Below are 22,985 nucleotides of genomic sequence, written 5' to 3'. Positions count from 1 at the left end.
GAACAGTGGTGCCACCGGGCAGCGCCGCCCGGAGGAGGTCTCGAGGAGGAAACCCCCGGATGAACAGGACACGGCTCAAGCCCCGCACCCTCGTCGGTGCCGTCGCGGTGATCGCCCTCACCGCTCTCTCCCTGCAGGGCTGCGCCGTCGTGAACGGCAGCGGCGACGACCCGAACACCCTCCGCGTGATGATGGGCGCGGACACCACGTACCCAAAGGAGCGCAAGCAGTGGCAGCAGGACACCGCTGCCGAGTTCAAGCGCACCACCGGCGCGGACATCCAGTGGGAGACCTACTCGTCCGCGCAGGAGGAACTGACCGCGATCCAGACCAGCGTCATCTCCGGTCAGGGCCCCGACGTCTACGCCATCGGCACCACGTTCACCCCGACCGCGTACGCCACCGGCGCCTTCGTCGAGATGGGGTCGAAGGAGTGGAAGGCGATCGGCGGCAAGGACCAGTTCGACCCGGCCTCGTTCGGCATCTCGGGTCCGAGCGACTCGCAGCAGATCGGGATCCCCTTCGCCAGCCGCCCGTTCGTCATGGCCGTCAACAAGGACCTGCTCGCGAAGGCCGGCATCACCGACATGCCGACCACGTGGGACGAACTCACCGAGGACGCGAAGGCCACGACCGGTGACGGCCGCCACGGCATGGCGATCGCCTACGCCGACGGTTTCGACCCGTGGAAGTTCGTGTGGGGCATGGCGCAGAACGCCGGCAACACCATCGTCGACGGCTCGAAGGCCGAGATCGACAGCGACGCCGTCGCGAACGCGTACCGGACCTACTTCGACTGGGTCACGAAGGACGGCGTCGTCGACAAGGCCGCGATCGGCTGGAACAACGCGCAGGCCCTCGCGCAGTTCACCGAGGGCAAGGCCGCGTTCTTCCCGATGACGACCACCACCGCGATCAACTCCTTCACGGACACGAAGGTCGACGGGAAGTACGAGTTCGCCCTGCTCCCCACCGTCCCACCGGGCGCGAGCGAACGCCCCACCGACGGCATCGAGGCCGCGAGCATCCTGTCCGGCGACAACTGGGTCGTGGCCGACTACGGCACGAAGCAGGACCTGTCGTTCGACTTCGTCAAGCAGCTCAGCGCCCCGAAGGCCCAGCTCGAGTACTACGACCTGTTCGGCAACCTGCCGACGAACGCCGACGCCGCCGCACAGCTCGCGGCCGACAACCCACAGCTCAAGCCGATCATCGACGCCGGCCGCCTGTCGAAGCCCACCGCCTTCACCGGCGCCTGGTCCGACATCCAGCTCGCCCTGGTCGACGTCGTCGTGCAGTCCATCCCGTCACTCAAGGGCGGCGAGGTCACCGACGACCAGCTCCGTGCGCGACTCGAAGCAGCGCAACGCGACGCCCAGTCCACCCTCGACCGTCAGAAGAACGGAGGTCTGTGATGACCAGCACGCAGACCCGGCCCCGCACCGACGCGGCGCCGCCGCGGCCCGTGCGCCCGGCTGGCAAGACGCCCCTGTACAAGAAGGAGCGTCCGCTCTGGATGCTCATCCCCGGCGGCGTCCTCATGCTCGCCGTCATCGTGGTGCCGCTCCTGGTGGGCTTCTTCATCGCGATGCTCGACCTGGACCAGTACACGCTGCGGCAGTGGTTCAGCGCCCCCTTCGTCGGCTTCGCGAACTTCACCGAGGCCTTCACGAACTCACCCCTGCTCCACTCGATCTGGATCTCGGTGTCGCTGTCCGTGCTCGTCACGGCGGTCACCGTCCCGATCGGCGTCGCGGCCGCGATCTCCACGCAGAACCGGTTCCCGGGGCGCGGCCTCGTCCGGTCGATCTACCTGATCCCCTACGTGCTGCCCGCGTTCGTCGTCGGCACGTTCTTCCGCACGATGCTGCAGCCGCAGGGCGTCGTGAACTCGATCCTGCACACCGACGTGCTCTGGTTGAACGGCTCCGCGTCGTACTGGGCGCTCGCCGGCGTGATGATCTGGACGAGCTGGCCGTTCGTCTACCTGCTGTCCCTGGCCGGACTGCAGGCGGTGGACAACGAGGTGCACGAGGCCGCCGCGCTCGACGGGGTGACCTGGTGGGCGAAGCTCCGCTACATCATCTTCCCGTACCTGCGCGGGCCGCTCAGCCTCGCGGTGATCATCTCGATCCTGCACAACATCAACAACTTCACGCTGCCGTTCGTGCTGTTCGGCATCCCGCTGCCGTCGAGCGTCGAGGTCATGCCCGTCCTGACGTACATCGCGAGCTTCCAGTCGTTCCGCTTCGGCCTGTCCGCGGCCATGGCGATCTGCTCGCTCGTGATCGTCGCCATCCCGCTGTTCGTCTACCTGCGGGCCGTGAAGCTCGACACCGGTGACGACGCCGGCCCCAACCGGAAGCAGCGCCGCGCCGACCGCGCGACGCTCGCCGCCGCCCCGACCGCCGCCGACATCGACGGAGCACGCGCATGACCACCCCGAGCACGTCCTTCAGCACCCGCACCCGCCCCACCGCGACGCTCACCGAGAGCATCACGACCAGCAGCGGCGGGAGACGGAGCAAGCGTCCGTACGACACCGACGTCACCCGGCTCCTGCCCCGCTGGCTGCTGATCGTGGTGATCGCCGTCATCATCGCGTTCATCGCCGTCCCGGTCCTGTACATCCTGTTCGGATCGGTGAACTCGGACGTCGCGGTCGCCCGTGGCGAGTACTTCCCGTCGGAGTTCACGCTGTCGAACTACGTCGAGATCTGGTCGACGGTCGCGCTCGGCGAGGGGCTGGTCAACTCGATGCTCACCGCCGGCGCGGTCGCCATCGCGAGTGCCGCGCTCGCCGTGTCGACCGCGTACGTGCTGGTCCGGTTCCGGTTCCTCGGGCGCCTGACCATCCTGCGCGGGCTCCTCGCGCTGCAGTCGATCCCCGGCACGCTCCTGCTGCTGCCCGTGTTCGTCGTCTTCTCGAACATCGCCAGCGCCACGGGCGTGCAGATCATCGGCACCCGCTGGGGCCTGTTCGTCACCTACCTGACGTTCGCCCTGCCGTTCTCGACCTGGGTGATGGTCACCTACCTGCGTGGCCTGCCGAAGGAACTCGAGGAAGCGGCGCGCATCGACGGCGCCTCGAGCACCAAGATCCTGACCAAGATCGTCCTGCCGCTGTCGTGGCCCGGCATCGTCGTCTCCGCGATCTTCGCCTTCCTGCTCGGCTGGAACGACGTCCTGTTCTCCACGATCATGACGACCCCGAACACCAGGACGGTGGCCGTGGTCCTGCAGGTACTCGGCACCACGCAGGAGGGCGGCGCGGTCCCGATCTACGGCCAGATGATGGCCGCCTCGATCGTCTGCGCGGTGCCGGTCGTCGCCCTGTACCTCATCTTCCAGCGCTACCTGGTGGGCGGTCTGACGGCCGGTTCCGTCAAGTGAGCGCGGCAGTCACCACAACCCAGAACCGGACTGGAGGCCCGTGGCGGCCCCGCCACGTGCCTCCCGTCCGACACGAAAGGACACCATGACCGACCAGCCCACGTGGGAACTCTCCGGTTTCGGCGACGAGATCGACGCGGACCCCGTCGTCCAGGTCGCGGTCCTGCAGGCGCTCGGCGCGAGCGCCATCGAGGTCCGCAGCGCCTGGGGCGTGAACGTCGTCGACCTCGACGAGGACCAGCTCGCCGGACTGCACCGCCTGCTCGAGGAGCGCGGACAGACCGTGTCCGCCATCGCCTCACCGATCGGCAAGGTCTCCGTCGACGAGCCCGTCGAGCACGAGGTCGGACGGCTCGGCCGCGCGATCGCCGCCGCGCACGCCCTCGGCACCACGAACATCCGGATCTTCTCGTTCTACTTCGAAGGCCGGCAGCCCGAGGACGTCCGCGACGACGTCCTCGTCCGGATGCGCGCCCTGGCCGACCTCGCCGAGCGCGAGGGCGTGACCCTGCTGCACGAGAACGAGAAGGACATCTACGGCGACGTCCCCGCGCGCGTGCTCGACCTCGTCGAGAGCGTCGGGTCCCCGGCACTCCGCCTGGCCTGGGACAACGCGAACTACGTGCAGTGCGGCGTCAAGCCGTTCACCGACGGGTGGGCGCAGCTCGCGCCCTACGTCGACTACCTGCAGGTCAAGGACGCCCTCGCCGCCGACTCGTCGGTGGTCCCCGCCGGCGAGGGCGACGGCGAGCTGCTCCAGACCCTCACCGCGCTGCGCGACGCCGGGTACTCCGGCTACGCCTCGCTCGAGCCGCACCTCAGCGACTTCACCTCCCTCGGCGGGTTCTCCGGCCCCGCGGCCTTCGGTCGCGCCGGTCGTGCCCTCCGCACCCTCACCGACCAGATCGGAGTCACCCTGCGATGACCACCCCACTGAAGTTGGCAGTCGTCGGCGCCGGCGTCATCGGACGCCACCACGCCACGGTCGCCGTCCACCACCCGGACCTGCAGGCCGTCGCCCTCGTCGACGCGATCCCCGCGGCCGCCACGAGCGCCGCCGACGAGATCGAGGCGATGGGTGTCACCCGCCCCATCACGACGTCCACCATCGAGGAGGCGATCGAGCAGACCGACATCGACGTCGTTGCGATCTGCTCGCCGTCCGGCATGCACGTGCAGCTCGCCGAGGCCGCCCTGGCCGCCGGCAAGCACGTCGTCATCGAGAAGCCCCTCGACACCACGATGCCCCGAGCCCGGCAGATCGCCGCGCTCGCCGCGGCGGCCCGCGACCGTGGCCTGGTCACGAGCGTCATCAGCCAGCACCGGTTCGACCCGGCCTCGGCCGCCGTCGCCTCGGCCGCCCACGACGGCGGGTTCGGCACCGTGACCTCGGGCCTGGCGAGCGTGGCCTGGTACCGGTCGCAGGGCTACTACGACTCCGGCGACTGGCGCGGAACCTGGGCGCTCGACGGCGGCGGCGCGGTCATGAACCAGGGCGTGCACACCGTCGACCTGCTCGTCTGGGCGCTCGGCCGTCCGGTCGAGATCTCGGCGCAGACCGGGCTGCTCGCGCACGACCGCATCGAGGTCGAGGACACCGCCGTCGCCACCGTCCGGTTCGCCGGGGGCGCGCTCGGCGTCATCCACTGCACGACCGCCGCGTACCCGGGGCTCTCCGCCCGCTACGCCGTGTACGGCACCCACGGGTCCGCGATCGTCGACGACGACCGCCTGGCCTACTTCCACATCGCACCCGACGCCGCCACCCTCGAGTCCGCGTCGACCACCGCGAACGCGTCGGCGGTCGCGGGCGCCGTCGACCAGAAGGACGACGTCGTCCCGCCGGAGCACGTCGTCGGCGGCCCCGCCGAGCCCGACCACTTCGCCGCCGGCCACGGTCGGCAGTACACCGACATCGTCGCCGCGATCCGCGAGGGCCGCGAGCCCGGCGTGACCGTCGACGCGGCCCTCGTGTCGCTCGCCACCGTCCGCGGGCTCTACGTCAGCGCGACGCTCGGGCAGCTCGTCCGGATCGACGACGTGATCGACGGGAAGTACGACGACGTGGTGCCCGTGGTGGGCGCTGCAGCAACGTCCGACACCGCGACCGAAGGAGCCACCCGATGAAGTTCTCCGTGTTCACCGCGTCCACCCCCGACTGGACCCCGTCGCAGGCCGCTTCGACGCTGGCCGACCAGGGCTGGGACGGCGTCGAGTGGCGCATCGTCGACGACCGCCCCGCGGACGGCACCGTCGTGCCCGCCGGTCGCTCGTTCTGGGCCGGCAACGCCTCGACGTGGCAGTTCACCGGCATCCAGGACCAGGTCGGCGAGATCGCCCGGATCACCGACGCCGCCGGCCTCGAGTACTCCGGCATCGGCGGGTACCAGCAGGCGTCGGACCACGAGGGCGTCGAGACGATGCTCCGCGTCACGAGCGAGCTCGGCGCCCGGCAGGTGCGGGTCTCGATGCCGGTGTACCGGCAGGAGAAGGAACGCACCGGCGAGACCTACGGGCAGATCTTCGACCGGACCCGAGCCGACCTCGAGTGGGCGGTGACCCGGGCGACCGAGCTCGGCGTCAAGGCGCTCGTCGAGCTCCACCACATGACCATCACCCCCTCGGCCTCGGCGGCGCTGCGACTCGTCGACGGCCTCGACCCGGAGCACGTCGGGGTCATCCACGACCTCGGCAACCTGGTCATCGAGGGGTACGAGGACCACCTCGCCGCCTTCGAGCTCCTCGGCCCCTACCTCGCCCACGCCCACGTGAAGAACGCACGCTGGGTCGACACCGGCGACACCCGGGCCGACGGCAGCACGATCTGGCAGCACGAGTGGGCACCGTTGCGCACCGGCCAGGCGTCCGTCTCCGAGTACCTCGACGCCCTCCGCCAGGTCGGCTACGACGGCTGGGTCACCATCGAGGACTTCTCCACCGACCTGCCGCTCGAGGCCCGTACCGCCGACAACCTGGCGTACCTGCGGTCCCTCGTGCCGGTGTCGGCATGACCGACCGCCGACCGGGCATCGTCCACCTGGGGGTGGGTGCGTTCGCGCGCGCCCACCTCGCCTGGTACACGGCCCACACCACGGGGGAGCCGTGGGGCATCACCGCCTTCACCGGCCGCTCGCCCGCGGCGGCCGACGCGTTGGCCGCGCAGGACTGCCGGTACACGCTGGTCACCCGCGCCGCGTCCGGCGACGACGCCGAGGTGGTCGACACGATCGTGGCCGCCCACGCGGGCAGCGACGACACGGCCTGGAGGCACGTGGTCGCGTCGCCGGCGACGACCATCGTCACGCTGACGGTCACCGAGCAGGGCTACCGGTCCGGGTCCGACGTCCCGGCCCGGTTGGTCGCGGGGCTCGACGCCCGTCGGACGGCCGGCGGCGGGCGCATCGCACTGGTCAGCCTCGACAACCTGACGCACAACGGCGCGGTGCTGCGCGAGGCCGTGCTGGGTGCCACCACGGACCCCGACCTGCGCGCGTGGATCGAGGCGAACGTCGCGTTCCCGTCGTCGATGGTGGACCGGATCACCCCCGCGACCACCGACGCCGACGTCACGGGCCTCGCCGCCCTGCCGGGAGCGCTCGCCGGGGACCGGGTGCCGGTGGTCACCGAGCCGTTCGCGGAGTGGGTGCTCGAGGACCGCTTCGACGGCATCGACCGGCCCGCGTGGGGCACCGCCGGCGTGCGCATCGTCGACGACGTCACCCCGTACGAGCAGCGGAAGCTCTGGCTGCTGAACGGCTCGCACTCGCTGCTCGCGTACCTCGGGCTCCAGCGCGGGCACGAGACCGTCGCCGCGGCGATGGACGACCCGGTGTGCCGGGCCGCCGTCGAGCAGCTGTGGGACGAGGCCGCCCGCGAACTGCCGCTGCCCGCCGACGAGGTCGCCGCCGCCCGCGCCGCCCTGGTGGACCGGTTCGCGAACCCCCGCATCCGGCACACCCTGCGGCAGATCGCCTCCGGCGGGTCGCAGAAGCTGCCCGTCCGGGTCGTCGACGTCGTGCGGCACCGGCTCGGGCGCGACCCGTCCGCGGGCATCGGGCCCGGCGCCGCGACGGCGATCGCAGCATGGTGGCTCCACGTCACGACGCAGCCGGACCTCGTGGACGACGACGGAGCCCCCGGGGCAGACTCGGACGTGCACGACGTGCTGCGCGGCATCGCCCCCGACCTCGACACCACCGCCGTGGTCGACGCGATCACCGCGGCGGCCGACGACATCCGGGCGGCGAGCACCGCCGCACGCACCACCAGCAGCACCGACGAAGGAGTCCACGCATGACCGACACCACCACGAACCCCGCGGCCCCGGTGCCGGGCGCCGCCGACACCGGCGCGGCGACCGGGCAGACCTCCGGGCGTCCGGACACGTGGGCGTCGGCCGACCGCGGCCAGCTCATCGAGCGCGCCGAGGTCATCGTCACCAGCCCGAACCGGAACTTCGTGACGCTGAAGATCACGACCGCCGACGGCGTCACCGGCCTCGGCGACGCGACGTTGAACGGCCGCGAGCTCGGCGTCGCCGCCTACCTGTCCGAGCACGTCGTGCCGCTGCTGATCGGCCGCGACGCCAGCCGCATCGAGGACGCCTGGCAGTTCCTCTACCGCTCGTCGTACTGGCGCCGCGGCCCCGTCACGATGGCCGCCATCGCATCCGTCGACATGGCGCTCTGGGACATCAAGGCCAAGGTCGCCGGCATGCCGCTGTACCAGCTGCTCGGCGGGGCCTCGCGCACCGGGCTGATGGCGTACGGGCACGCCTCGGGCAAGGAACTCCCCGAACTGTTCGACTCGATCCGCGAACACCAGGAGGAGGGCTACCGCTCGATCCGCGTGCAGACCGGCGTCCCGGGCCTCGAGAGCATCTACGGCATCGCCTCGAACAAGACCACCGAGGGCAACGAGGGCGTCCGGTACGACTTCGAGCCGGCGCAGCGCGGCGCCTTCCCCGCCATGGAGGACTGGGACACCCGCGCCTACCTGCGCCACGTGCCCACCGTGTTCGAAGCCGTGCGCAACGAGTTCGGACCCGAACTGCCGCTGCTGCACGACGGCCACCACCGGATGACCCCGCTGCAGGCCGCGAAGCTCGGCAAGTCGCTCGAGCCGTACGACCTGTTCTGGCTCGAGGACTGCACCCCGGCCGAGAACCAGGAAGCCCTGAAGCTCGTCCGGCAGCACACCACCACACCGCTCGCGATCGGCGAGGTCTTCAACACCATCTGGGACTTCAAGGACATCATCCGCGACCAGCTCATCGACTACGTCCGCGGGGCCGTCACGCACATGGGCGGCATCTCCCCGCTCAGGAAGACGATGGACTACGCCGCGATGTACCAGATCAAGTCCGGGTTCCACGGGCCGACCGACATCTCGCCCGTCGGCCTCGCCGCGCAGATGCACCTCGGGATGGCGATCCACAACTTCGGCATCCAGGAGTACATGCAGCACGGGCCGCAGACGAACCAGGTGTTCCAGCAGACCTTCACCTTCACGGACGGCTACCTGCACCCCGGTGACGAGCCCGGCCTCGGGGTCAGCCTCGACGTCGACGAGGCCGGCAAGTACCCGTACGAACAGGCCTACCTGCCGTTCAACCGCCTGGCCGACGGCACCGTCCACGACTGGTGACCCCCGCCGCGACCGCGAGGTGCTCGTACCTCGCGGTCGCCATGCATACAGAAACCGTTGCGTCGGTGGCGTCCGGCAGTATCGTTCCCGCAACAAGTGAAAGGAGACGACATGGTTCCGACGGTGACCTTCATGGACCGGAGCTCGATCGCGATCGAGCGTTCACGCCTGCTTGCCCGAGCGCACATGCCGTTGGCAGACCTCCGCGAGAAGGGAGCGACGTTCCAGCTCGACCCCGAAGAACAGTCGATCCTGCGCGCCCTCGACGAACTCGACTTCCTCGAAGGTGATGACTGACCGCACCTCTGACCTCGCAGCACGGGTCCAGGGGTTCGCACAAGAACTGATCGACACACTCTCGGCAGTCCTCGGCACACCCGTGTCCTTCGACGTCAAGGTCGGGACATCGCCGGCGCGGCCGCAGGTCGCGATCTCGCAGTCTGATCCGATCGGCGTCCCGCTCACCGTCGACGGACACGTCCTGTTCCGCCTGCTCGTCCAGTTCCGCTGTCGGTGGAACACGAGCGGCAACTACCTCGCCGTCGAACAGTCCTCCTTCGCCGTGGCGGTCGAGCAGGTCGCCGAGCCGTTCTTCCACTTCGACTACGTCCGCGACTCGATCGAGTCGGTTCCCGTTGCGCACCTGAACATCCACGCGCACCGAGACGAGGTGATCTGGGCGATGCTCATGGCTCGGACCAAGCGAGGGAAGCGTCGCGCGAAGGATGCTGCCAACGGGAAGATCACGCGGATCTCGACGCTGCACTTCCCGCTCGGCGGGCATCGGCACCGTCCATCGATCGAGGACATCCTCGAGATGCTCGTCAACGAGTTCGGGATCGATCACGCCGAGGATGCCCGCCACGTACTCGCCGCCGGTCGGCGGCGATTCCGCTCGATCCAGACGGCGGTCGGCGTCCACGACGCTCCCGAAGTCGCGGCGACGGCGCTCCGGGAGCTCGGGTACATCGTGGCAGCTCCGGCGAACACCCCGGTGCTCCGGGCGGACCGTCTCGAGCGGTACTGAGGGGATCGCGGGCAAGCTGGGGGCATGGAGTTCGCGGACGTCGCCAGGGAGCTGCTGCTCGTCGCGCCGGGGGACTTCGTCGCCGAGCGCACGGCCCGCCAGCGCGCGGTGCGGAAGGACGACCGCGACCTGGCGGCGGCGATCGGGAAGCTCCGGAAGCCCGCACCGGCAGCGTGGGTCGTGGACCTGCTCGCGCACGACGGCGCCCTCGACGACGCGGTCGGCCTCGGGCCGGCCCTCCGCAAGGCCCAGGCCGACGCCGACCCCGGCGAGATCCGGACGCTCCGACAGCAACGCTCCGAGGTGATCGAGGCTCTGGCGCAGGCCGGGGCCGACCTCGCCTCGGACGCCGGACACCCCGCGACGTCGGCTGTGCTCGACCAGGTGCGCGCGACGATCGAGGCAGCGATGGCCGATCCGCACGCCGGAGCCGCCGTGCGCTCGGGGCTGCTCGTGACGCCCTTGGAGAGCGTGGGGTTCGACGCGGTCGACCTGGACGGGGCGCTCGCGGACCCGGACGCGGTGCCGGACGCCTGGTCCGGCAGCGATGCCCCACCCATCCCGATCACCCGGGCGAGGGGCGCGCGGAAGGCGAGCCGTGCCTCCCGGTCGACGGAGACCGCACCACCGGACCGACCGGAGCCGGACGCCGAGCCGGAGCCGGAGCGTGACCCGGCCGCCGACCGGAAGGCCGCGCGCCAGGCGGAGACCGCCGCCCGGAGCGAGTCGCGGGACGCCGATGCGGCGCTCGACGCCGCGGAGGCGGACCTCGAGCAGGCCGAGGAACGCCGGGCCGACCTGCAGCGCGAACTCGACCGGGCGACCGCGGAGATCGAGGCCCTCGAACGTGCTCGTGACGCCGCCGAGGCTGCGAGCAACGACGCCCGCGAGCTGCTGGCGGCCGCGCAGGAGCACCGGCGCAGCCTCGGTCGCTGATCCTCGCGGAGCGTTCTTTCCCATCACGCGCGCGATGGAAGGTCGAATCGGGCGTAGTCGGCCGAAAGGAACGACCACCTACGCCCGGAACGCCCCAGTACGCCCGGAACGACCACCTCCGCGCGGGACGAGCGCCGATCGTTACACAACAGTTGTCGTTCTTGACGAGAGGCGTTGGAGCGGTCTAATCTCGGGCACCATGCTTCGGGCCGGCGATGGTCCGCCGGGAGCCGTCTCCGCATCAGCACGGGGCGTCCCGGGTACAGGACTCGCATCATCGCCGACGCCCCGATCGCCCGCAGCCACTGCGCGGGTGGTCGGGAGCGTGGCGCGCGGCGCACCCCGGAGACATGCCGCGATGCCGGGTCGAGCACTCCGGGGCCCCTCCAGGAGAGACGACACATGTCGGAACCCCGCACCGAACGCACCACGACCCTGACCCCGCCGAACGGCGTCGCGACCGCACCACCTGGCTCCACGCCACCGGCACCCGCCGTCGGGCGCGAGGGCCTCATCGCCCGCCTCGGCATCCCGCACCCACTGCGGTGGGGCTTCCTCGGCGTCCTCGTCTTTATGACGGGCGACGGCATCGAGTCGAACTTCATCGCGCCGCACATCGCCGCGGCGCTCGGCTCCGGCGGCACGGACAGTGCAGCGATGGTCATCGGCATCTACGGCGTCGCCGTCCTGGTGGCCTCGTACTTCGCCGGTGTGCTCTCCGAGCTGTGGGGGCCCCGCCGCGTCATGACGATCGGCGCCGTCCTGTGGGTGGTGTTCCAGGTCGCGTTCCTCGCGGCACTGCCCACCGGGTCGGTCGGTCTCATCGCCCTGACGTACTTCCTGCGCGGACTCGGGTTCCCGCTGTTCGCCTTCTCGTTCCTCTGCTGGGTGAACCACACCGTCGCACGTGAGCGGAACGCCACCGCCGTCGGCTGGTTCTACGTCGTCTTCACCGGTGGCCTGCCGACGCTCGGCTCGCTCATCGCGATCGGCAGCATCCCCGCGTTCGGCGGCGGCCACACAGGGGAGACGTGGTCGATGGCCCTGTCGCTCGTGCTGGTCGCGGCCGGCTGGGTGATCGTCCGGTTCGGTGTCCACGAGCAGACCGGACTCGGCCGCATCGCCCCGCGCTCGCACTCCGCCGCACGGGTCATCGCCAGCGGCATCGAGGTCTGCATCACGCGCCCCAAGGTCCTGCTCGCCGTCCTGATCCGGCTCGTCAACACGGCGCCCGAGTTCGGCATGTTCGTGATCATGCCGGCGATCATCGGCACCGAGCTCGGGTGGGGGCAGTCGAAGTGGCTGACGATGACGGTGATCGTCTACGCCGGCAACATCCTGTTCAACGCCTTCTTCGGCGCCCTCGGTGACCGCATCGGCTGGATCCGCACCGTCAAGTGGTTCGGCATCGGCGCCTCGGCCATCGGGCTGCTGGCCTGGTGGTACGTCCCGCACCTGGTGCCCGCCGGTTCCGAGTGGGGCTTCTGGCTCGCCACCGCCGCGGGGACGGTCTTCGGCATCATGCTCGCCGGGTTCACGCCGATGGGTGCGATCGTCCCCGCCTTCGCCGGCGAGGAGCGCCGCGGCGCCGCGATGGCCATGTACGCGACGGCGGCCGGCGGTGCGACCTTCCTCGGCAACGCCGTGGTCAGCGCCGTCCTGCCGTGGGGCGGGCCCGGTGGGGTGGTCTGGACGTTCGTCGGCCTCTACGTCCTCGCCTTCGTGGTGCTCTCGTTCCTCAGAGTGCCGAAGGAAGCGGTGGCCGCCGGGCACTGAGGCACGACACGCCCGGCGGGTGCTGGTAGAGTCGGTGATTGACTTCGGCGAGGGCCGCGACAGCGGCCGTGATCGACGCGGTGGGAGACCCGGCCCAGCAGGGAACGTTCCTCACGCGTGCACGCGTTCGAGTTGCAACACCACAGACCCCCACGATGCCGGACCGCCGGTGTCGACCCCCGAGACCAGGAGGCACCATGGCCGACTACACGAAGCTCGCAGCGGACGTCCGCACCAAGTTCGGCAAGGGTGCAGCGCGCAAGCTCCGCGCCGCCGACAAGATCCCCGCGGTCGTCTACGGCCACGGCACCGAGCCGAAGCACATCTCGCTGCCCGGTCACGAGACCATGCTGCTCGTCCGTACCGCCAACGCGGTCGTCGACCTCGACATCGAGGGTGCGGCCCAGCTCGCCCTCGTCAAGGACGTCCAGCGTGACCCGGTGCGCCAGATCATCGAGCACATCGACCTCGTGGTCCTGCGCCGCGGCGAGAAGGTCACGGTCGACGTGCCCGTCGTCATCGAGGGCGAGTCCTTCTCCGGCACGATCCACGTGCAGGACCTGAACACCGTCTCCCTCCTGGTCCTCGCGACCGACATCCCGGAGCACGTCGTCGTCGACGTCGAGGGCCTCGAGGACGGCAAGCAGATCGTCGCGTCCGAGCTGACCCTCCCCGAGGGTGCCGAGCTCGAGACCGACCCCGAGGCACTCGTCGTGCAGATCGTCACCCCGCGTGGCACCGCCGACGACGACGCTGCGGACGAGGCCTCGGCCGAGGCCGGCGCCGAAGCCGGTGCCGAGGGCGGCTCCGAGCCCGTCTCCGAGTAACACCCCTTCGAAGGCATCTGGTCGACGCTGTGGCGGATCGAACACTGGTCGTGGTCGGACTCGGGAACCCCGGGCCCGACTACGCCGGCAACCGCCACAACGTCGGCCAGATGGTCCTCGACGAACTCGCGTCCCGCATGGGCGCGACGTTCAAGAAGCACAAGACGCCGAACCAGGTCGCCGAAGGGCGCCTGGTGCCCGGCGGCCCGCGGTTCGTGCTGGCGAAGCCCGGTTCGTTCATGAACACGTCGGGCGGCCCGGTGTCGTCGGTGCTCGGGTTCTACAGCGCCACCCCGGCCGATCTGGTCGTCGTGCACGACGAGCTCGACCTGCCGTTCGACACCGTCCGGCTCAAGGGCAGCGGTGGGCACGGCGGCCACAACGGCCTCCGCGACATCATCAAGGCGACCGGTACGAACGAGTTCTCGCGCGTGCGGGTCGGCATCGGTCGCCCGCCCGGCCGTCAGGACCCGGCCGACTACGTGCTGCGTGACTTCTCCGCAGCCGAGAAGAAGTCGCTGCCGATCCTGCTGGCCGACGCCGCGGACGCGGTCGAGGCGATCGCCGAGCTCGGGCTCGTCGCCGCGCAGCAGCGCGTGCACGCGCCGTCCTGACGGCACCGGCCGATCCCGGCCGTGTTCGCCCGTCGCGCACCACGCGGGCGGTGTCGGTGGGGGCCGGTACCATCTCCTGAGTGACGATCTCGGGCATCATCCCTGCGCTCTCGCGCGCCTCCGCGTTCGATCGCGTGCTCCGCGCCGCGCCTCGTGACGCCGACTTCTCGGTCGTCGACGGCCTGCGGGTCCCGCTGCTCGGGGCGCTGATCGCCGAACGGAACGGTCCGCAGTGCGTGCTCGTCATCACGGCGACCGGGCGTGAGGCCGAAGCCGTCCGCGACGCCCTCGGCAGCTACGTCCCCGACGCCGACGTCCTCGAGTTCCCGGCGTGGGAGACCCTGCCGCACGAACGCCTCAGCCCGAGTGCGCAGACCGTCGGCACCCGGATCGCGACCCTGCGCCGACTCGCTTCGTGGTCCGCCGCAGACGTCGCCGACCGCCGCACCACCATCGTCGTGGCGAGCGTCCGGGCCGCCCTGCAGCCGATCGCGGCCAACCTGACCTCGCTCGCACCCGTCCTGCTCCGGACCGACTCGCGCGGCAACGACCTGGCAGCGATCGCCGCGAAGCTCGTCGACATGGCCTACGCCCGCGTCGACCTCGTCACCCGGCGCGGAGAGTTCGCGGTGCGCGGCGGCATCCTCGACGTCTTCCCGCCCACGGCCGACCACCCGGTCCGCGTCGACTTCTTCGGCGACGAGATCGAGGCGATCAAGGCGTTCTCGGTCGCCGATCAGCGCACCACCGAGGACGACCTCGGCTCGGTCGAGCTCACCGCCTCGCGCGAACTCCTGCTCAGCGACGACGTCCGGCAGCGGGCGCGCGAGATGCTCCACGAGTTCCCCAACCTGTCGCAGATGTTGGCGAAGATCGCCGAGGGCATCCCGGTCGAGGGCATGGAGTCCCTCGCCCCGGCGCTCGTGCAGGACCTCGTGCCGATGACGTCGTACCTGCCCGAGACCGCCACCATCGCGGTGTTCTCGCCCGAGCGGGTGAACGGCCGCGCCAACAGCCTGGCCGAGACGAACACCGAGTTCCTGCAGGCCGCCTGGAGCGCCGCGGTCGCCGGGGCGCAGGCACCCATCGACCTCGACGCCGGCAACTTCCTGACGGTGCAGCAGCTCAAGAACACCCGTGGGCAGCGCACCTGGTGGACGGTGTCGCCGTTCGACTCCGGGCTCGACGAAGGCGACACCGCGCGCGTGCTCACCGACGCCGAGGCGGCAGCCGAGGCGGGCGAGTACATCCGCGTCCGCGCCGAGGCGGTGCCGAGCTTCGCGGGCAGTGCCGACGGCGCGATCGCGCACGTCAAGGCGCTCACCGATGACGGGTGGGCGGTCGTGGTGACCGCCCAGGGCCAGGGGCTGGTCGAACGGGCGGTGCAGGTCCTCGCCGACGCCGGCGTCGCAGCCCGTGCCGAAGCCCTGCCCGCGCCTCCCGAGCCGGGTGTCGCCATCGTCACGACCGCCACCGTCGAGCACGGCTTCGCCATCCCGGATCCGCGCATCGTGGTCCTCAGCGAGGCGGAGTTCTACGGCCGGAGCGTCCAGCAGGGCGCGCGCACCGTCAAGAAGCTGGCGAGCCGCCGCAAGAACGTGGTCGACCCGCTGCAGCTCAAGCCGGGCGACGTCGTCGTGCACGCGACGCACGGCATCGGCAAGTTCGTCGAGCTCGTCAGCCGCGAGGTCTCCAGCGGCGGCCGCAACGCGGTGAAGACGCAGCGCGAGTACCTCGTGCTCGAGTACGCGCCGTCGAAGCGGAACTACCCGGGCGACAAGCTCTTCGTGCCGACCGACCAGCTCGACCAGCTGTCGCGGTACGTCGGCGGCGAGTCCCCGAGCCTGTCGAAGATGGGCGGCTCGGACTGGTCCGCCGCCAAGTCGAAGGCCCGCAAGGCCGTCCGCGACATCGCGGTCGACCTGGTCAAGCTGTACTCGGCGCGGATGGCGTCGAAGGGGCACGCGTTCGGGCCGGACACCCCGTGGCAGCGCGAGCTGGAAGAGGCGTTCCCGTTCGCCGAGACCGCCGACCAGCTCACCACCATCGACGAGATCAAGCGGGACATGGAGCGGCCGATCCCGATGGACCGCCTGCTCTCCGGCGACGTCGGCTACGGCAAGACCGAGGTCGCGATCCGCGCCGCGTTCAAGGCGGTGCAGGACGGCAAGCAGGTCGTCATGCTCGTGCCGACGACGCTGCTCGTCCGCCAGCACATGGAGACGTTCCAGGAGCGCTTCGCCGGGTTCCCCGTGCACCTGCGCGCCCTGAGCCGGTTCCAGTCCGAGAAGGAGTCCAAGGAGACCATCGCCGGGCTCGCCGACGGGACCGTCGACATCGTCATCGCGACCCACCGGATCCTGTCGCAGGGCATCACCTTCAAGGACGTCGGCCTCGTCATCATCGACGAGGAACAGCGGTTCGGCGTCGAGCACAAGGACCAGCTCAAGAAGTTCAAGACGAACGTCGACGTCCTGGCCATGTCGGCGACCCCGATCCCGCGGTCGCTCGAGATGGCCGTCACCGGCATCCGCGAGATGTCGACCCTGGCCACCCCACCAGAGGACCGCCACCCCATCCTGACCTTCGTCGGGCCGCAGTCCGACCTGCAGGTGGCCGCCGCGATCCGCCGCGAACTCCTGCGTGAGGGCCAGGTGTTCTACGTGCACAACCGCGTGAAGGACATCCAGGGCGTCGCCGCGCACCTGGCCGAGATCGTGCCGGACGCCCGCATCGCCGTGGCGCACGGGCAGATGTCCGAGAGCACCCTCGAGCAGGTCATGGTCGACTTCTGGGAGCGTCGGTTCGACGTCCTCGTGTCGACGACGATCATCGAGACCGGGCTCGACATCGCGAACGCGAACACGCTCATCATCGACAAGGCCGACAAGTACGGGCTGTCCCAGCTCCACCAGCTGCGCGGTCGTGTCGGCCGTGGGCGGGAGCGCGGGTACGCGTACTTCCTGTACGACTCCGAGAAGCCCCTGTCCGAGACCGCGCAGGACCGCCTCGAGACGATCGCGGCGAACAACGAGCTCGGCGCGGGCATGCAGGTCGCCATGAAGGACCTCGAGATCCGTGGTGCCGGCAACCTGCTCGGTGGCGAGCAGTCCGGGCACATCGCGGGCGTCGGGTTCGACCTGTACCTCCGGATGATCGGCGAGGCGGTCTCGCAGTTCCGCGGTGACGTCGCCGAGGGGCAGACCGAGCTGCGGCTCGAGATCCCGGTCGACGCGCACATCCCCGAGGACTACGTCGAGTCCGAGCGGCTCCGGCTCGAGGCGTACCAGAAGCTGTCCGCGGCCTCGGCCCCGACGGCGCAGCAGGACGCCATCGACATGGTGCTCGACGAGCTCACCGACCGGTACGGGCAGCCGCCGCAAGCGGTGCAGACGCTGGTCGAGGTCTCCCGGCTCCGTCGCATGGCGCAGCAGGTCGGCCTGTCCGACGTGGTCGTCATGGGGTCGAACCTGCGCGTCGCGGGCAAGGAGCTCGCCGACTCGTCGCAGGTGCGGCTCAAGCGGATGTTCCCGGGCGCGAAGTGGTTCCCGCAGCAGAACGCGGCGAGCATCCCGATGCCGCGGCCGCACGACCAGGCGCTGCCGGACGACGCCCTGATCCGGTGGGTCGAGAGCATCCTGACCGCGGTCTACGGCGCGACGACGCCGGCGGAGGCGCCGGCCGCGTAGGGGGCGGCGATCTTCGACCCGGAACGACTTTCTCGATGTCGTATGACAACGAGAACGTCGTTTCGGGTCGAACCGCGCCAGGGCCTGCGGCCCGCTACTCGGTGTCCTCGGCCTCGGACAGCTCGCGGCGCGCACGGTACGCCCGTGCCCGCAGCGTGACGACGACCGCCGACGCGACGATGGCGATGCCGGACCCGACGAGCACGGCGAGCACGCCCTCGTCGAGGACCTCCTCGTTGCGGGCGAACGCCAGCTCGTTCATGAGCAGGGAGACCGTGAACCCGATCCCGCCGAGCACCCCGACGGTGATGATCGAGAAGAACGACAACGAGGACCGCCCCGGTGACCGGAAGAGCCGCGTGGCGACGACGCCGAACAGCGTGATGCCGATGACCTTGCCGACCGGCAGCGCGATGACGACCGCCCAGAACGTGGGGGAGAGCTCGCTGATGCCGACCGAGGGGATGACGACCGCGGCCGAGACGAACGCGAACACCGGCAGCACGATCGCGTTCGACCACGGCTCGACGTGCTCGTGCAGGGTGTGGCCCGGTCGGCGGGGCAGCACGAGGCCGAGCGCGACGCCGGCGATGGTGGCGTGCACTCCGGAGTGGTAGACGAGCCACCAGGTGACGAGTCCGACCAGGACCATCGCCACGATCAGGAGTGTCTGGCCACTGCGCCCCGGGCGGAGCATCCGGCCGAGCACCCAGAACACGGCCAGTGCGACGACCGCACCGCCGAGGGCCGCGAAGTCGGTGTCGTGCGCGAACACGACGGCGATGATGATGATCGCGATGAGGTCGTCGAGCACCGCGAGTGCGAGCAGGAACACGCGGATGCCGCTCGGCAGCCCACGACCGAACATCGCCAGGACACCGAGGGCGAACGCGATGTCCGTCGCCGTCGGGATCGGCCAGCCGTGCGTGTACGGGGTACCCGCGGTCACCAGCAGGAACACCCCGGCCGGGACGAGCACGCCGCCGACCGCCGCGATGGCCGGCACGATCGCAGTCTTCGGGTTCGACAGCTCACCGTCGACGAGCTCCTGCTTCAGCTCGATCGCGACGAGCAGGAAGAAGACCGCGAGCAGGCCGTCGCTGACCCAGTGCGCGATCGACAGGTCGAGGCCGACGGCGCCCAGCGGCGGGTGCGCGTCGAGCAGGCGTTCGAGGCCGGGGCCGACGGGCGAGTTCGCGACGACCAGGCCGAGCACGGCGGCGGTCAGGAGCGCGATGGCGCTGAAGCGGGGGGAGCGGACGAGGGACGACATGGATCTCCGTCTCGAGGGGTCGGGTGAGTGTCCGTCGACCAGACTTCCCGACACACCACGACCAGCATACGTGGGTGAGACGATGGCCCGATGACCGCCGTACCGGACCTCGTCACCGTCGTCGACCGCCTGCTCGCCGAGGACGGGGGCTGCGTCTGGAACCGTGCGCAGACCCACGCCACGCTGGCGCGGTACGCGGTCGAGGAGTCCTACGAACTGGTCGACGCCATCGACGACGGCGACCCCGACGACGTCCGCGAGGAGCTCGGCGACGTCCTGTACCAGGTCGTCCTGCACGCCGGGATCGCCGAACGCGCGGGGGAGTTCACCCTCGAGGACGTCGCCGCCGGGGTCCGCGACAAGATGGTCCGTCGGCACCCGCACGTGTTCGGCGACGAGACCGCGGACACCGTCGACGACGTCGTCCGGGTGTGGCGCGCGGCGAAGGCGGCCGAGAAGTCGGCCCGGACGAGTGTGCTGGACGGGGTCCCGCGCGCGATGCCGCCGCTGGAACGGGCCGTCAAGCTGCTGGAGCGCCTGGACGAGCACGGTGCGGCCGTCGCGGCCGTGGCGTCCGTCGTGGCCGCCGACCGGGAGGCCCGTGACCCGTCCGCCACGGCCGCTGCGGTATCCGGAACGGAGACCGCTCGGGCATCGGTCGGGTCCCCGGCGCCGGCCGACGGTGCGGGGGTCGTGGACCCCACGTGGGGGATCGCGATGCTCGAGGAGGTCGCGAGGGCGGTGCGCGACGGCATCGACCCGGTCGCGAGTCTCCGAGCCGCGGTCGCTGCGCTCGAGGACGCCGGCCGGGCCACGGAGTGAGGGTGCGGGGAGCCGCAGCGTGCGTGCGCGGGAGCCGCAGCGTGCGTGCACCCGAAAAGAGAAGGGCGCCCTCCTAACCCGAAAAAGGAGGGCGCCCGTGAGCGGGTGGGCACACCCCCAGGGAGAGATGTGCACGCAGAACCCGCTCGAGTCGCGGGGCACACTGCAGCACGGTGCCCACGCGATCGGTTCGGAGAGTGGATCAGGCACGCTCCGAACCGAGGTACTGAATGCAGTATGCCAGTAGAACGCATGCCGCGCAACCCGGTGATGCGCATCTGCCAGACTTGACCGCATGGCGACGACCGTGACGGCACCCCGTGGCATGCGTGACTTCCTCCCCGCGGACAAGGCCCGACGCGAGCACGTGCTCGGTGTCGTCCGCGACGTCTACTCCCGGCACGGGTTCGACGAGATCGAGACCCCGGTGGTCGAGGACGCCGCGCGCCTGCACTCCGGGCTCGGCGGTGACAACGAGAAGCTGGCGTTCGCGGTCATGAAGCGCGGGCTCAGCACCGAGGACCTGCAGACGGCCCAGGCCCCGCTCGACCTCGCCGACCTCGGGCTCCGCTTCGACCTGACCGTGCCGCTCGCCCGGTTCTACGCCTCGCACCGTGCCGAGCTGCCGTCGGTGTTCCGATCGGTGCAGATCGCGCCGGTCTGGCGCGCCGAGCGTCCGCAGAAGGGGCGCTACCGCCAGTTCGTGCAGTGCGACATCGACATCCTCGGGGAGCCCGGACAGCTGGCCGAGATCGAGCTCATCCGCGCCACGACCGCCGCCCTCGACGCACTCGGCGTGACCGGCACCACGATCCGCATCAACGACCGGCGGATCCTGCTGACCTTGCTGGCGTCGTGGGGCATCGCCGACCCGGCTGCCGCCGACCGCGCGCTCATCACGATCGACAAGCTCGACAAGATCGGCCCGGACGGCGTCGCCGCCGAACTCCGCAGCACCGTCGGGCAGGAGCTGCCGGGGCTCGAGGACACGATCCGCGCGCTCGAGGCCGCGGACTGGACCTCGGTCGAGGGCGCCGCGTGGCTCGACTCCGAGGCGTTCGCCGACCTGTTGCGCCTGCGCGAGGCCCTGCCCGGGGTCGACCTCCGCTTCGACCCGACGCTCGTGCGCGGGATGGGCTACTACACCGGCACGATCTTCGAGGTCGCGCACCCCGACTTCGGCTACAGCCTGGGCGGTGGCGGTCGGTACGACGGCATGATCGGCCGCTTCCTCGGCCAGGACGTCCCCGCAGTCGGCTTCTCGCTGGGCTTCGAGCGCCTGGTCGACCTCGTGACACTCCCGGAGTCCGCGGAGTCCGACGCCGTGGTGCTCGTCTACGACAAGGACGTCGACCCGGTCCGGCTCGCGGCCCTGAAGACCGAGGCACTCGGGTCGCACCGACGCGTACGGCTCGAACGGCGCACCAAGAACACGAAGAACCTGCTCGCCGGTCTGGCCGCACAGGGGTTCTCCGCCTTCGCCACCGTCGGCGCCGACACGACGTCGCTCGAGGGTGTGGAGTTCCGCCCGCTCGACTGAGTCGTCCACACCGGGCGTCACGGTCGACGTCGTGTTCACCTCGGCTCGCTAGGATCGGTCCCGCAAACACCACAACCAATGTGTAGGGAGTACCCCGTGGCCCTGATCGATGCCGTAGGCGCACGCGAAGTCCTCGATTCCCGAGGCAACCCGACGGTCGAGGTCGAGGTCCTCCTCGACGACGGCGTCGTGTCCCGCGCGCTCGTCCCCTCCGGTGCCTCCACCGGTGCGTTCGAGGCGTACGAACTCCGCGACGGCGATGCCTCGCGCTACGGCGGCAAGGGCGTGCTCAAGGCCGTCGACGCCGTCCTCGACGAGATCGGCCCGGCGCTCGAGGGCTTCGACGCCACCGACCAGCGCCTCGTCGACGCCGCGCTCATCGAGCTCGACGGAACCGAGAACAAGTCCCGCCTCGGCGCGAACTCGATCCTCGGTGCCTCGCTCGCCGTGGCCCGTGCCGCTGCCGACTCGGCCGACCTGCCGCTGTTCCGCTACCTCGGCGGCCCGAACGCGCACACGCTGCCCGTCCCGCTGATGAACGTCGTCAACGGTGGTGCCCACGCGGACACCAACGTCGACATCCAGGAGTTCTTCCTCGTGCCCTACGGCGCCGAGTCGTTCTCCGAAGCGCTCCGGTGGGGCGTCGAGACCTACCACGCCCTCAAGGGCGAGCTGAAGAAGCAGGGCCTCGCGACCGGCCTCGGCGACGAGGGCGGCTTCGCGCCGGAGCTCGCATCGAACCGTGCAGCGCTCGACTTCCTGCTGACCGCGATCGAGAAGGCCGGCTACACCCCGGGCAAGGACATCGCCGTCGGCCTCGACGTCGCGTCCACCGAGTTCTTCCACGACGGCAAGTACTCGTTCGAGGGCAAGCAGCTCTCGAGCCAGGAGTTCACCGCGTACTTCGCCGACCTCGTCGCGAACTACCCGCTCGTCACCATCGAGGACCCGCTGGCCGAGGACGACTGGGAGGGCTGGTCGCACCTGACCGCCGAGCTCGGCGACAAGGTCCAGATCGTCGGCGACGACCTGTTCGTCACCAACCCGAAGCGTCTGCAGCGGGGCATCGACGAGAAGGCCGCGAACTCGATCCTGGTGAAGGTCAACCAGATCGGCACGCTCACCGAGACCCTCGACGCGGTGTCGCTCGCGCACCGCCACGGCCTCACCTCGATCCTGTCGCACCGCTCGGGTGAGACCGAGGACACCACGATCGCGGACATCGCGGTCGCGGTCGACGGTGGTCAGATCAAGACCGGTGCACCGGCCCGTTCGGACCGCGTCGCCAAGTACAACCAGCTGCTCCGCATCGAGGAAGAGCTCGGCGACGCAGCGGTGTACGCCGGTCGCTCGGCCTTCCCGCGCGCCGCGTCGCTGTAGCCAGCCGCTCAGCAGTCCCTGCACCACCGAGACGCCGTCCTCCTCCGAGAGGACGGCGTCTC

Annotated in this window: 19 protein-coding genes; 18 read left to right on the top strand and 1 reads right to left on the bottom strand. The window is 70.6% G+C overall.

Annotation, left to right across the window (positions count from 1 at the left end; genetic code table 11):
• Positions 1 to 59: 59 nt before the first annotated feature.
• The 15 genes from ACVKXF_RS15320 (at position 60) to mfd (ending at position 17,908) form a co-directional block, all read left to right on the top strand.
• Positions 60 to 1,415, top strand: coding sequence for an ABC transporter substrate-binding protein (locus tag ACVKXF_RS15320; protein WP_456796243.1), 1,356 nt, complete (start codon positions 60 to 62; stop codon positions 1,413 to 1,415).
• A complete protein-coding gene (locus ACVKXF_RS15315) occupies positions 1,415 to 2,437 on the top strand; it encodes a carbohydrate ABC transporter permease (protein WP_123313253.1) in 1,023 nt (340 codons plus the stop codon). Before ACVKXF_RS15320 ends, ACVKXF_RS15315 begins: the two co-directional genes overlap by 1 nt.
• On the top strand, positions 2,434 to 3,393 hold the full coding sequence (locus tag ACVKXF_RS15310) for a carbohydrate ABC transporter permease (RefSeq protein WP_221180561.1): 960 nt from the start codon (positions 2,434 to 2,436) through the stop codon (positions 3,391 to 3,393). The genes ACVKXF_RS15315 and ACVKXF_RS15310 overlap by 4 nt, the downstream gene beginning before the upstream one ends.
• 85 nt (positions 3,394 to 3,478) lie before the next feature.
• On the top strand, positions 3,479 to 4,318 hold the full coding sequence (locus ACVKXF_RS15305) for a sugar phosphate isomerase/epimerase family protein (protein WP_123313254.1): 840 nt from the start codon (positions 3,479 to 3,481) through the stop codon (positions 4,316 to 4,318).
• Positions 4,315 to 5,520 carry a Gfo/Idh/MocA family protein gene (locus ACVKXF_RS15300; protein ID WP_456796242.1) on the top strand — a complete coding sequence of 402 codons (1,206 nt, stop codon included), beginning with the start codon at positions 4,315 to 4,317 and terminating at the stop codon, positions 5,518 to 5,520. Before ACVKXF_RS15305 ends, ACVKXF_RS15300 begins: the two co-directional genes overlap by 4 nt.
• Positions 5,517 to 6,404, top strand: coding sequence for a sugar phosphate isomerase/epimerase family protein (locus ACVKXF_RS15295; protein ID WP_456796241.1), 888 nt, complete (start codon positions 5,517 to 5,519; stop codon positions 6,402 to 6,404). Before ACVKXF_RS15300 ends, ACVKXF_RS15295 begins: the two co-directional genes overlap by 4 nt.
• A complete protein-coding gene (locus tag ACVKXF_RS15290; protein WP_456796240.1) occupies positions 6,401 to 7,690 on the top strand; it encodes a mannitol dehydrogenase family protein in 1,290 nt (429 codons plus the stop codon). Before ACVKXF_RS15295 ends, ACVKXF_RS15290 begins: the two co-directional genes overlap by 4 nt.
• Complete coding sequence (manD, locus tag ACVKXF_RS15285) at positions 7,687 to 9,039, top strand: D-mannonate dehydratase ManD (RefSeq protein ID WP_396290359.1); 1,353 nt, start codon at positions 7,687 to 7,689, stop codon at positions 9,037 to 9,039. The genes ACVKXF_RS15290 and manD overlap by 4 nt, the downstream gene beginning before the upstream one ends.
• A 111-nt stretch (positions 9,040 to 9,150) precedes the next feature.
• The gene (locus ACVKXF_RS15280; RefSeq protein WP_456796239.1) at positions 9,151 to 9,336 is read left to right on the top strand and encodes a hypothetical protein; all 186 of its coding nucleotides are present in this window, start codon (positions 9,151 to 9,153) and stop codon (positions 9,334 to 9,336) included.
• A complete protein-coding gene (locus ACVKXF_RS15275) occupies positions 9,329 to 10,066 on the top strand; it encodes a hypothetical protein (RefSeq protein WP_456796238.1) in 738 nt (245 codons plus the stop codon). Before ACVKXF_RS15280 ends, ACVKXF_RS15275 begins: the two co-directional genes overlap by 8 nt.
• A 24-nt stretch (positions 10,067 to 10,090) precedes the next feature.
• Positions 10,091 to 11,002 (top strand): hypothetical protein, encoded by a 912-nt coding sequence (locus tag ACVKXF_RS15270; protein WP_456796237.1) that lies wholly within the window; start codon positions 10,091 to 10,093, stop codon positions 11,000 to 11,002.
• Between the two features lie 402 nt (positions 11,003 to 11,404).
• On the top strand, positions 11,405 to 12,778 hold the full coding sequence (locus ACVKXF_RS15265; RefSeq protein WP_131845276.1) for an RbtT/DalT/CsbX family MFS transporter: 1,374 nt from the start codon (positions 11,405 to 11,407) through the stop codon (positions 12,776 to 12,778).
• A gap of 197 nt (positions 12,779 to 12,975) precedes the next feature.
• Positions 12,976 to 13,605, top strand: a complete 630-nt coding sequence (locus ACVKXF_RS15260; RefSeq protein ID WP_123313260.1) for a 50S ribosomal protein L25/general stress protein Ctc — start codon at positions 12,976 to 12,978, stop codon at positions 13,603 to 13,605.
• A 29-nt stretch (positions 13,606 to 13,634) separates the two neighbouring features.
• A complete protein-coding gene (pth, locus tag ACVKXF_RS15255) occupies positions 13,635 to 14,219 on the top strand; it encodes an aminoacyl-tRNA hydrolase (RefSeq protein WP_222659848.1) in 585 nt (194 codons plus the stop codon).
• Positions 14,220 to 14,299: 80 nt separating this feature from the next.
• On the top strand, positions 14,300 to 17,908 hold the full coding sequence (gene mfd / locus ACVKXF_RS15250) for a transcription-repair coupling factor (RefSeq protein ID WP_456796236.1): 3,609 nt from the start codon (positions 14,300 to 14,302) through the stop codon (positions 17,906 to 17,908).
• Between the two features lie 94 nt (positions 17,909 to 18,002).
• Here the strand turns inward: mfd and nhaA are convergent, their stop codons facing one another.
• Positions 18,003 to 19,181: a Na+/H+ antiporter NhaA gene (gene nhaA, locus ACVKXF_RS15245; RefSeq protein WP_123313263.1), complete on the bottom strand. Its 1,179-nt coding sequence runs from the start codon at positions 19,179 to 19,181 to the stop codon at positions 18,003 to 18,005.
• Between the two features lie 90 nt (positions 19,182 to 19,271).
• Here nhaA and ACVKXF_RS15240 point away from each other — a divergent pair, with 90 nt between their 5' ends.
• The 3 genes from ACVKXF_RS15240 to eno all read left to right on the top strand — a co-directional run bounded on the left by ACVKXF_RS15240 (position 19,272) and on the right by eno (position 22,923).
• On the top strand, positions 19,272 to 20,003 hold the full coding sequence (locus tag ACVKXF_RS15240) for a MazG family protein (protein WP_456796235.1): 732 nt from the start codon (positions 19,272 to 19,274) through the stop codon (positions 20,001 to 20,003).
• Positions 20,004 to 20,298: 295 nt separating this feature from the next.
• Entirely contained in the window at positions 20,299 to 21,543 is a 1,245-nt protein-coding gene (hisS, locus tag ACVKXF_RS15235; protein ID WP_456796234.1) for a histidine--tRNA ligase, read from the top strand.
• 96 nt (positions 21,544 to 21,639) lie between these two features.
• The gene (eno, locus tag ACVKXF_RS15230) at positions 21,640 to 22,923 is read left to right on the top strand and encodes a phosphopyruvate hydratase (RefSeq protein WP_123313266.1); all 1,284 of its coding nucleotides are present in this window, start codon (positions 21,640 to 21,642) and stop codon (positions 22,921 to 22,923) included.
• Positions 22,924 to 22,985: the final 62 nt, after the last annotated feature.

The organism is Curtobacterium sp. PvP017 (genome assembly GCF_054060195.1).
The sequence above is the reverse complement of the archived record's forward strand: the minus strand, read 5'-3'. Positions and strand labels throughout refer to the sequence as shown.

Bases quoted from the DNA above. Each gene is read 5' to 3' on its own strand.
- hisS (WP_456796234.1), top strand. From the start codon at position 20,299: ATGGCGACGACCGTGACGGCACCCCGTGGCATGCGTGACTTCCTCCCC.
- ACVKXF_RS15275 (WP_456796238.1), top strand. From the start codon at position 9,329: ATGACTGACCGCACCTCTGACCTCGCAGCACGGGTCCAGGGGTTCGCA.
- ACVKXF_RS15280 (WP_456796239.1), top strand. From the start codon at position 9,151: ATGGTTCCGACGGTGACCTTCATGGACCGGAGCTCGATCGCGATCGAG.
- nhaA (WP_123313263.1), bottom strand. From the start codon at position 19,181: ATGTCGTCCCTCGTCCGCTCCCCCCGCTTCAGCGCCATCGCGCTCCTG.
- ACVKXF_RS15270 (WP_456796237.1), top strand. From the start codon at position 10,091: ATGGAGTTCGCGGACGTCGCCAGGGAGCTGCTGCTCGTCGCGCCGGGG.
- ACVKXF_RS15305 (WP_123313254.1), top strand. From the start codon at position 3,479: ATGACCGACCAGCCCACGTGGGAACTCTCCGGTTTCGGCGACGAGATC.
- ACVKXF_RS15320 (WP_456796243.1), top strand. From the start codon at position 60: ATGAACAGGACACGGCTCAAGCCCCGCACCCTCGTCGGTGCCGTCGCG.
- ACVKXF_RS15310 (WP_221180561.1), top strand. From the start codon at position 2,434: ATGACCACCCCGAGCACGTCCTTCAGCACCCGCACCCGCCCCACCGCG.
- ACVKXF_RS15240 (WP_456796235.1), top strand. From the start codon at position 19,272: ATGACCGCCGTACCGGACCTCGTCACCGTCGTCGACCGCCTGCTCGCC.
- ACVKXF_RS15300 (WP_456796242.1), top strand. From the start codon at position 4,315: ATGACCACCCCACTGAAGTTGGCAGTCGTCGGCGCCGGCGTCATCGGA.
- manD (WP_396290359.1), top strand. From the start codon at position 7,687: ATGACCGACACCACCACGAACCCCGCGGCCCCGGTGCCGGGCGCCGCC.
- ACVKXF_RS15260 (WP_123313260.1), top strand. From the start codon at position 12,976: ATGGCCGACTACACGAAGCTCGCAGCGGACGTCCGCACCAAGTTCGGC.
- ACVKXF_RS15290 (WP_456796240.1), top strand. From the start codon at position 6,401: ATGACCGACCGCCGACCGGGCATCGTCCACCTGGGGGTGGGTGCGTTC.
- ACVKXF_RS15295 (WP_456796241.1), top strand. From the start codon at position 5,517: ATGAAGTTCTCCGTGTTCACCGCGTCCACCCCCGACTGGACCCCGTCG.
- ACVKXF_RS15265 (WP_131845276.1), top strand. From the start codon at position 11,405: ATGTCGGAACCCCGCACCGAACGCACCACGACCCTGACCCCGCCGAAC.
- ACVKXF_RS15315 (WP_123313253.1), top strand. From the start codon at position 1,415: ATGACCAGCACGCAGACCCGGCCCCGCACCGACGCGGCGCCGCCGCGG.